At 31.4% G+C, this 7,686-nt stretch carries 12 protein-coding genes and 1 other annotated feature; of the genes, 8 read left to right on the top strand and 4 right to left on the bottom strand.

The window, feature by feature from the left end; translation table 11 throughout:
• The first annotated feature begins 38 nt into the window (after positions 1–38).
• Positions 39–536 (top strand): immunoglobulin-like domain-containing protein, encoded by a 498-nt coding sequence (locus BFA01S_RS20065; protein WP_066235156.1) that lies wholly within the window; start codon positions 39–41, stop codon positions 534–536.
• 192 nt (positions 537–728) lie between these two features.
• On the opposite strand, the gene BFA01S_RS20070 is transcribed toward BFA01S_RS20065, so the two are convergent.
• Positions 729–1,304 carry an SUKH-4 family immunity protein gene (locus tag BFA01S_RS20070; RefSeq protein ID WP_066235158.1) on the bottom strand — a complete coding sequence of 192 codons (576 nt, stop codon included), beginning with the start codon at positions 1,302–1,304 and terminating at the stop codon, positions 729–731.
• A 94-nt stretch (positions 1,305–1,398) separates the two neighbouring features.
• Complete coding sequence (locus BFA01S_RS20075) at positions 1,399–1,797, bottom strand: hypothetical protein (protein ID WP_066235160.1); 399 nt, start codon at positions 1,795–1,797, stop codon at positions 1,399–1,401.
• 328 nt (positions 1,798–2,125) lie between these two features.
• On the opposite strand from BFA01S_RS20075, the gene BFA01S_RS20080 reads away from it, so the two are divergent.
• The 4 genes from BFA01S_RS20080 to BFA01S_RS20085 all read left to right on the top strand — a co-directional run bounded on the left by BFA01S_RS20080 (position 2,126) and on the right by BFA01S_RS20085 (position 3,663).
• Complete coding sequence (locus BFA01S_RS20080) at positions 2,126–2,473, top strand: hypothetical protein (RefSeq protein WP_066235162.1); 348 nt, start codon at positions 2,126–2,128, stop codon at positions 2,471–2,473.
• A gap of 333 nt (positions 2,474–2,806) precedes the next feature.
• Entirely contained in the window at positions 2,807–2,941 is a 135-nt protein-coding gene (locus tag BFA01S_RS22150) for an anti-repressor SinI family protein (protein WP_082800101.1), read from the top strand.
• A gap of 64 nt (positions 2,942–3,005) precedes the next feature.
• Positions 3,006–3,140: a hypothetical protein gene (locus tag BFA01S_RS23545; RefSeq protein WP_268874894.1), complete on the top strand. Its 135-nt coding sequence runs from the start codon at positions 3,006–3,008 to the stop codon at positions 3,138–3,140.
• A gap of 319 nt (positions 3,141–3,459) precedes the next feature.
• Positions 3,460–3,663 (top strand): hypothetical protein, encoded by a 204-nt coding sequence (locus BFA01S_RS20085; protein ID WP_066235164.1) that lies wholly within the window; start codon positions 3,460–3,462, stop codon positions 3,661–3,663.
• Positions 3,664–3,922: 259 nt separating this feature from the next.
• Here BFA01S_RS20085 and BFA01S_RS20090 read toward each other — a convergent pair whose 3' ends face one another.
• Positions 3,923–5,605 (bottom strand): 2-isopropylmalate synthase, encoded by a 1,683-nt coding sequence (locus tag BFA01S_RS20090; protein ID WP_066235165.1) that lies wholly within the window; start codon positions 5,603–5,605, stop codon positions 3,923–3,925.
• A 65-nt stretch (positions 5,606–5,670) separates the two neighbouring features.
• Positions 5,671–5,892 (bottom strand) — a binding site (T-box leader).
• A 518-nt stretch (positions 5,893–6,410) separates the two neighbouring features.
• Between BFA01S_RS20090 and BFA01S_RS22980 the strand changes: the two genes are divergently transcribed.
• Positions 6,411–6,680 carry a DUF6843 domain-containing protein gene (locus BFA01S_RS22980; RefSeq protein ID WP_066235166.1) on the top strand — a complete coding sequence of 90 codons (270 nt, stop codon included), beginning with the start codon at positions 6,411–6,413 and terminating at the stop codon, positions 6,678–6,680.
• 155 nt (positions 6,681–6,835) lie between these two features.
• Here BFA01S_RS22980 and BFA01S_RS20100 read toward each other — a convergent pair whose 3' ends face one another.
• A complete protein-coding gene (locus BFA01S_RS20100; protein WP_066235168.1) occupies positions 6,836–7,057 on the bottom strand; it encodes a hypothetical protein in 222 nt (73 codons plus the stop codon).
• Positions 7,058–7,152: 95 nt separating this feature from the next.
• On the opposite strand from BFA01S_RS20100, the gene BFA01S_RS22640 reads away from it, so the two are divergent.
• Together BFA01S_RS22640 and BFA01S_RS22645 are read left to right on the top strand one after the other, a co-directional pair.
• Complete coding sequence (locus BFA01S_RS22640; RefSeq protein ID WP_156483964.1) at positions 7,153–7,329, top strand: hypothetical protein; 177 nt, start codon at positions 7,153–7,155, stop codon at positions 7,327–7,329.
• 60 nt (positions 7,330–7,389) lie between these two features.
• Positions 7,390–7,566, top strand: a complete 177-nt coding sequence (locus BFA01S_RS22645) for a hypothetical protein (RefSeq protein ID WP_156483967.1) — start codon at positions 7,390–7,392, stop codon at positions 7,564–7,566.
• The last annotated feature ends 120 nt before the right edge of the window (positions 7,567–7,686 follow it).

Genomic DNA, 7,686 nt, shown 5'->3' on the forward strand with positions numbered 1-7,686 from the left:
CTTACTGCCCGTTAAGGCTGGGATAAAGGAGGATTATTATGATAAGGAAATGGCAATCTATTGTTTTTTTAATTCTGATCTGTTTCTTATTATCAGCATGTCAAACCCTTTCAGATAGTAAAGATGTAGAAACAAGTACAGAAGCGGAAGCAAAAATCCAAGCAATTCCAAATTCGAAAAATGGCTTGAAACTATTAATAAAAGAAGCTGATACTTTAACATCTAAAGACAGCCTCGAAATGATTATTCAGAACAACAGCTCAATTGACTACACATACGGAAAAGCTTTTCACATTGAAAAAAGAATTAAAAATACTTGGTATGCTGTTGATGATGATATGAATTTTGAAGCTATCGCACTTTCAATTCCAGCAAATACATCTCAAACAGAATTGATCTCTTTAAAAGAATTAAAAAATGTTAAAATTGAACTTAACCCTGGAGAGTATCGGATAGTAAAATCTTTTTCCCCTTCGGAACAAACATCTTCAGAGGAAGATACTATCTTACTTGCAGTACCATTTAAAGTAAAATAATAATAAAAAGCTGATCTCTTCGAATGGAAGAGATTTTTTCATGCAACATAATACAAATAGAGTTTCATAAAACTGCATATCTTTTTGAATATATAAAACATATATCCAATAAAAATATTGTCCGTTATTTATATGTCATAAATCTTTTATCCGATCTAATTATTAATGCCAGTTCTCCATTTAAACTATGTATTATTCTTTTAATTTTTCTAAAAAGAAGTTCATTTTATCAAAATATAGCGAGTTCCAAAATTGTCTATTATAATCATCGTCATTTATTAATATCTTGCTATCGAATTCCATCAATTTATCCTTTAGTTCATTAAAAATTCTTCTCAGATTATTTTCTTGTCTTTCCTCTATTATTTGAATCCAATATTTTTTAAAACACTCTAAACAGTAATACATCTCTTCTATAGAAGAATTAACAAAATACCTTTCTACTTTTTCCATAATTTCATGTTCCAACTCATATATTCCCCCTGTTGGCTGGTGGATCGCAATTAGATTACTTGTATTGACATTTTCTCCAATAACGAGGTATGTTTTAAACTTCTCTAAGCTTGCTAAAAACTTTTCTTTATATTCACTACCTAATATAGATAATGAAAAATCATTTTTAATGGTCCATTCTGCTACATTTAAAAGGAAACCATCTGAATAAGAAAAAAAATCAACATTCAGACAATCAAATTCATTTTCTTTAAATTTATTAGTTAGCAGAAAATTTTTAGTATCTATAGGTAAATTCAGTTTATTTATTTCCACTGTGCTTCCTCCTAATCTAAATCATCTAGTATTCTTCCACATCACTCTTAATATTTTTATTGCTTCCTTTCTAAAAGAAAAAAGGTTAACGATACTAAATGGAAGAACTATCAATACCCCAAACCTCAAAAGTATCATTTACAGACTTGGCAAACAAAACTACCTCTAACCCTAAATAATCATCTTCACCAGTCAGCAAACGTTCTGTTAGTCTTGTACTAATTGTTATTTGAAATCCTGCTGGATTAACATAATTAATATAAGAAACAGAATCAATATAATAATTGCCTGTTAATTTACTGCGTGTTGGAAATAAATTTTCACAGTCAGCAAAACATAGATCATCATCATTAATATATTCAAACACTTCTTTATGAACAATTGAAAGCATTTCATCCCATCTTTTCGCTAATTCTTGATATTGAGTTAAAGAAATACCTTCATAACAGGCAATCTCAGTTTCTATACCATTTCCTATTAATTTCAGATTCATATTTAAACACTCCTTTACTACATTAGCATTAAACTTTAAATTAAGCCTCTTATATTAGACTGCATACTAATTTTAGGGCTATATATTTACAGATCTATTATTTAATAATTTTTCAACCTTGTTAATGAAGTATCATAAGTCAAGTTAATCACGCTTTATTTCCCAGCCACTCAATGCTTGGTCTTGTAATTTTTCACCATCTTCCCCTCCTAATCAACTGATCTATCATTTTGATTTATCAATATCTTAATTTTTTCATAAAGTAACCCCTAAATAATTTCTAAAAATGTTAATATTAGGTTAAATAAATTATAAAGAGGGATTTTTCGTGAAATATTATTTTGATTTTTTATTAGCTATTCTTTTAACTTCATTTTCTTACTATTTAGCTGGTCTTTTTATTAGTAATGGTCTTGCAGCATGGCAAGCCTTTATAATCGGATTTTCAGTAGTTTCTTTAGGAGCTATTATTGAAGCACTTAAAAGTCCTATGTGGCTGATCATATTAATTCCATTTCCAGTCGGAATGCTGTTGCTTTTTCTCTTTTTAAACTCAGCTTTGCTTACTTGGTTTATCTCATATGTAATAACATTAGGGATTTATACAATTATCCACCTTTTAATGAGCTTCTTTTTCAAATTCCATTCTTTAATTCCAGCGTGGAAATTATCCTAATTAACTTGTCGGAGAACCATATTACTGGTTCTCTTTTTATATCTAATAAATCTATTTCTTACTTTGTTTAGAAATTGTAGAGATCGAATATTTATAATGAATTTACTTATAAGTGGGTGTAAATTAATCGAGTCTCTTTATTTTAGAAGAGATCCTTAAAATACTGCTCATTATGTGTTCTTAAGGATTTTTTCTTTTAGTAAATTCGTTACCTATTATTCAAACTATCAATATTACAAAATTTACATTTATATAATTTTTTAAAAACAAATCCATTCATGTTTTCCAAATCTTTTATAATATAGCTAAATACCTAAATCAAATGGAGGTCTTATGAACGATTTAGATATAGTGAAAGATAAAATACTAGACAAGGAATGGGAAGAGCTGATTCTTCTTGCTTTAAATGCTGGTATGACAGTAGAAGAAATAAAAGAATTTTTCTCTCAATCTTCAAAATCTAGATAGTTCTCATAACAAGGAAGAAGCACTTTTACATCAACATATAAACTATCATTTTTTTGGAGATCCTATGAATGAACTAGATAAATTAAAGGAATCAATATCGAATGAAGAATGGGAAGAACTAGTCTGGGTTACTCTAAGCACTGGCATGACTTTAGAAGAAATAAAAGAATTTTTACATCAACCTTCCCGACCTGAATAAGGTCATTTTTTCTTTATAAACGATTTTGCTCATAGCCTAGCTATATACTATTTACATATTTCTATTAAAATGTTTCATTAATATGATATTTGGGTATTTCAGTTATTGGTGCAAGGATAAAATAAATTCCCACTGAGACTAGCTATCCTTGCACTGTCCCCCGAAATATACTTATTTTTTTGTTTCATTAAATCTGCAGAAATTCAAATCGTAAATTTTAACCATCATTACCACTAAATAACCTATCCACAAATTTTTCAAATAAAAGTATAATCTATCATGCAATTCATCTTGTTCCAGCTGACATGAGGGGGATTATATGCACTTTCCTACAGTAAAAGAAAATCAGACAAATATTATTCATATCATTAAAAAGCACTACAGCAGCGAGTGTGGATATACATTTACTATTTTTAATTTCTCTTCAAAAACAGATACTAAGAAAATTATTTTCCGTTCTTTGGATGAAGTAACTTGTAAGCGATGCCAAGAAATATTTAAAGAAATTCATTTAAGGGATTAGAAAAACTTTAGAAGCATCCTTTAGCTGTGTCATGAAGAGATAGCCGTTTTATGAAAATGAATAATTTTTTTGTTTATTTTGAAATTTTTTACGATTCTCTATCAACCAAGAAACGTGTTTTAAAAAGAATAAAAAACCGTCAGAACCTTATAGTCCCGACGGTTTAAATAACTTAGTACATAACCATGTACTTGCTTTCTGAACACAAATGTCATTCAAGTGTAGATAAAGCACTTATCTATTTGAAGTTAATAATCTTTTACAATATTGGTTTCACACTGGATATCATGTTATTAACGGCACTAAACAACGCTTTTATAGAAGATGTCATAATGTCAACATCAATTCCGCAGCCCCAGTAAACAGTACCGTCAAAAGCCGTAAAACCTACATACGATACAGCATTTGCTCCCGATCCCGAGCCTTTTCCTAATGCATGCTCCTTATAAACTAAATCCTTATAATCAATATCTAATGTGTTTTGAAGTATATTGCTAATAGCATCCAGTCTTCCATTCCCTGTTCCAGTTAACTCTTTTACTTCATTATTTATTTTGATCGATACATCTGTTTCATAATTGTCATTTTGATTAAATCTGTAATCGATAAACTCGACAGGAGTGCTAATATTCACATATTCATTGATGAAAATATCATAGATTTCATCCGGCATAAGCTCTTTATGCTTACGGTCCGAAACATTTTTAACAATATATCCAAAATTCTCACGCATTGCGGCAGGCAGATCAAATCCGTACTTTTGCTGAAGTATATAACCAATTCCACCCTTACCGGATTGACTGTTAATTCTAATGATATCTCCTTCATATTCTCTGCCAATATCCATCGGATCAATTAATAGATAAGGTACAGTCCAGTGCTGACATTCTTTCTCCTCACGCCATTTCATTCCTTTAGCAATGGCATCCTGATGAGATCCTGAAAATGCAGTAAAGACAAGTTCACCGCCATACGGGTGTCTTTCGTGAACACTCATTCTCGTTAATTTTTCATACTTAGAAATAATTTCAGAAATATTGTCAAAATTCAGCTTAGGATCTACCCCATGTGAGAACATGTTTAGCGCAAGTGTTACAATGTCCACATTACCTGTTCTTTCTCCATTTCCAAACAATGTTCCTTCAACTCTTTGCGCTCCAGCAAGCATTCCAAGCTCCGCATCCGCTACACCTGTTCCTCTGTCATTATGTGGATGCACTGATAAGATGACATTATCTCTGTAGTCCAGATGGTCACTCATATACTCAATCTGACTCGCGTAAACATGAGGCATGGACATTGACACTGTAGCAGGCAGGTTGATAATTACTTTGTTATCAGCTGTCGGCTGCCATACATCAAGTACTCGGTTGCAAATATCAAGTGCAAACTCCATTTCTGTACCCGTGAAGCTTTCTGGGGAATACTGGAATTGGAAGTTCCCTTCAGTTTCAGCAGCATATTTCTTAAGCATTTTTGCTCCAGTTACAGCAATGTCAATAATTTGTTCTTCCGATTTTTTAAATACCTGTTCACGCTGTGCCACAGATGTAGAATTGTACAGATGCACGACAGCTTTATTCACACCTCGTAGCGCTTCAAATGTTTTTTTAATGATATGTTCTCTTGACTGTGTTAAAACTTGAACTGTTACATCATCTGGAATCAAATTTTGTTCAATCAATGTACGTAAAAATGTGAATTCTGTTTCCGATGCAGCAGGAAATCCAACTTCTATTTCTTTAAAACCTACTTGTAAAAGCAACTGAAAATATTCTAATTTCTCTTCTAGGCTCATAGGGATGATCAAAGCCTGATTTCCATCCCTAAGATCTACACTACACCATGTAGGAGCCTCCGTAATATATTCCTTTTCTGTCCATTTTAAGCTTTTCACTGGAGGCATAAAGTAACCTCTAGAATACTTTTCGATATTTTTCATTAAGACTTCCATCCTCTCATTTATATTAGTTAGTTAATTTTAAAATAAAAAAAGCCTGTCATCTCATAAGAGACGACAGGCTTTGCCTACGTGGTACCACTCTTTTTGATTCACTTAAAAAACTAAATGAATCCACTTTAAGACTTTATTACGGTCGTCAACCGTTAAGACCTACATATCAGTCTTACCACTCCTGGGCGAGTTGGAGGAGTTATTGACTGTCTTTCACCAACCGACAGCTCTCTAAACAATAAACTTCCTTTAATACTCCCAATCATTGTGTTTCACTTTTCGAGTTTTTTCCATTCTATTATTTTTTATTAAAACAGTCAACTAATTTTATATAAATCTTTCCTTTTAGTTCAATAATTTCAATCTATGCTGCTTCTGTAGAATTAGATAAAGGCAGTGTAACGCTAAGAGCTAGTACAAATACTAACAAAAATTTTACAAAGTTTTTCAAAGTTCCTCTCTCCTTTTAAAATATCAACCCTTACATTTCAATAAAATATTCCTTAAATGTATTTAATTATGTAGAAAAGGACGTAAAAAAGACACCCCTTTTGAGATGTCTTTGTGTACTTATCAGAATGTGTACGTTGAAAGCCCAATTAATTACATACGTACCTGTAGCACCGGCTATCAGTATAATCTACAGTTATAAGAGAACTTCCTGTAAATACTTTGAAAAAATTTATCCTAGTAACCTTGATTCTCTTAGTCGGGTGTTTCAAGGAAACTTATACAAATACCATTCACATAGTTCCAGAAAACTTCGAAGGTACTTTAACAGTTACTTACGATATTGACGGGGGCACCTAAGTTAAAAAAAGAAAATGAATTTTCAGTTATTCTTTATGACGGAAATGGTCTCTATGAAACTTCAACTCCTAACATGGAATACGGAATCGTAAATGATAAATTCTATTATGAAATTAACGATAAACGAATACAGGTTCCAGAGGAATGTATTTTCCAAAGATCTTCTACTGTAACTTGGGTTGCGAATGACCGTAAAGAACACCAAACTAGAGAACATACCGTTACTAATCATTGTTCTAAGGATTTCCCATAACTTTTTATGTCGCTACTTTTATCAGCAATGAAACATGATATTTAAAACGTTTCATTTAATAGCAAACTCGGGTATGTTAACTAAACAGTGCAAGGATAAAAAAATTTCACCTTCACCCAAACTGTCATCTCCTTGCACTGTCCCCCGAAACACCTTTACTCTTTTGTTTCCTTATCATGAATCTCTTTGATGAATTTAAAAATCAGATATACTTGCCTTGGTGCTACAGCATTTCCTATTGCTTTATTTGGTCCATCCCATTGGGAACCCCCATTATAAGTTCTGCATAGTTTTGGTTCATATAACGCGGATCTTCTAGCCCATTCAGCAGCTAAAGCAATGCCTCCAATCCCCGCAAATAATTCTATGCTTTTCATTGGCTCACTTCCTAATCTAGTAATCTTAATAATTGAAAATTCATATAATTCATAACTTCCAATTCTGTTATAATTATCAAAAAAAGGTTGATCGTATGAATTTTATCATTGTATTAATATATATTTTTGCAACTATTGCTGGGATTTTTACTGTTGGTGTCTTTGCACCTCTTGTTGGTTTAGCTATTGGATTTCCTTTTCATGTAATATTTTTACTTACTACTATTTCGAAAAGGTTAACAGAAATTGAAAGAAAACTTGATAAAGAGTAATTTTCCTGCAAATTAAATAAACTTTTTTCTATTGAGTTAGTATTATATCGAGGTGATATTATGGTCTTTATTTTTATGATTGTTAGTTCTATACTTGGTTACTTTCTTTACGAATATAAAGGTGCTTTAGTTGGTGCGGGCTTTGGTTTACTGCTTTTTATCTCTTATCAACTAGAAATCATTACAAGCTACATCAAAAAGCAGCAAAACGCTTCTGACAAAGAACCTGATATTTAGGTTTTTTGCTATTTAAGGAAACATAATAATTCTTTTGTTTCATAAAACCCATAGAATGTTCAATACTTTTGAATTCCAGATATAGAAAAAATAGTAATAACCGCTAAAATAATCATAAAC

It is taken from the genome of Metabacillus fastidiosus NBRC 101226 (genome assembly GCF_001591625.1).
Classification (GTDB): domain Bacteria; phylum Bacillota; class Bacilli; order Bacillales; family Bacillaceae; genus Metabacillus; species Metabacillus fastidiosus.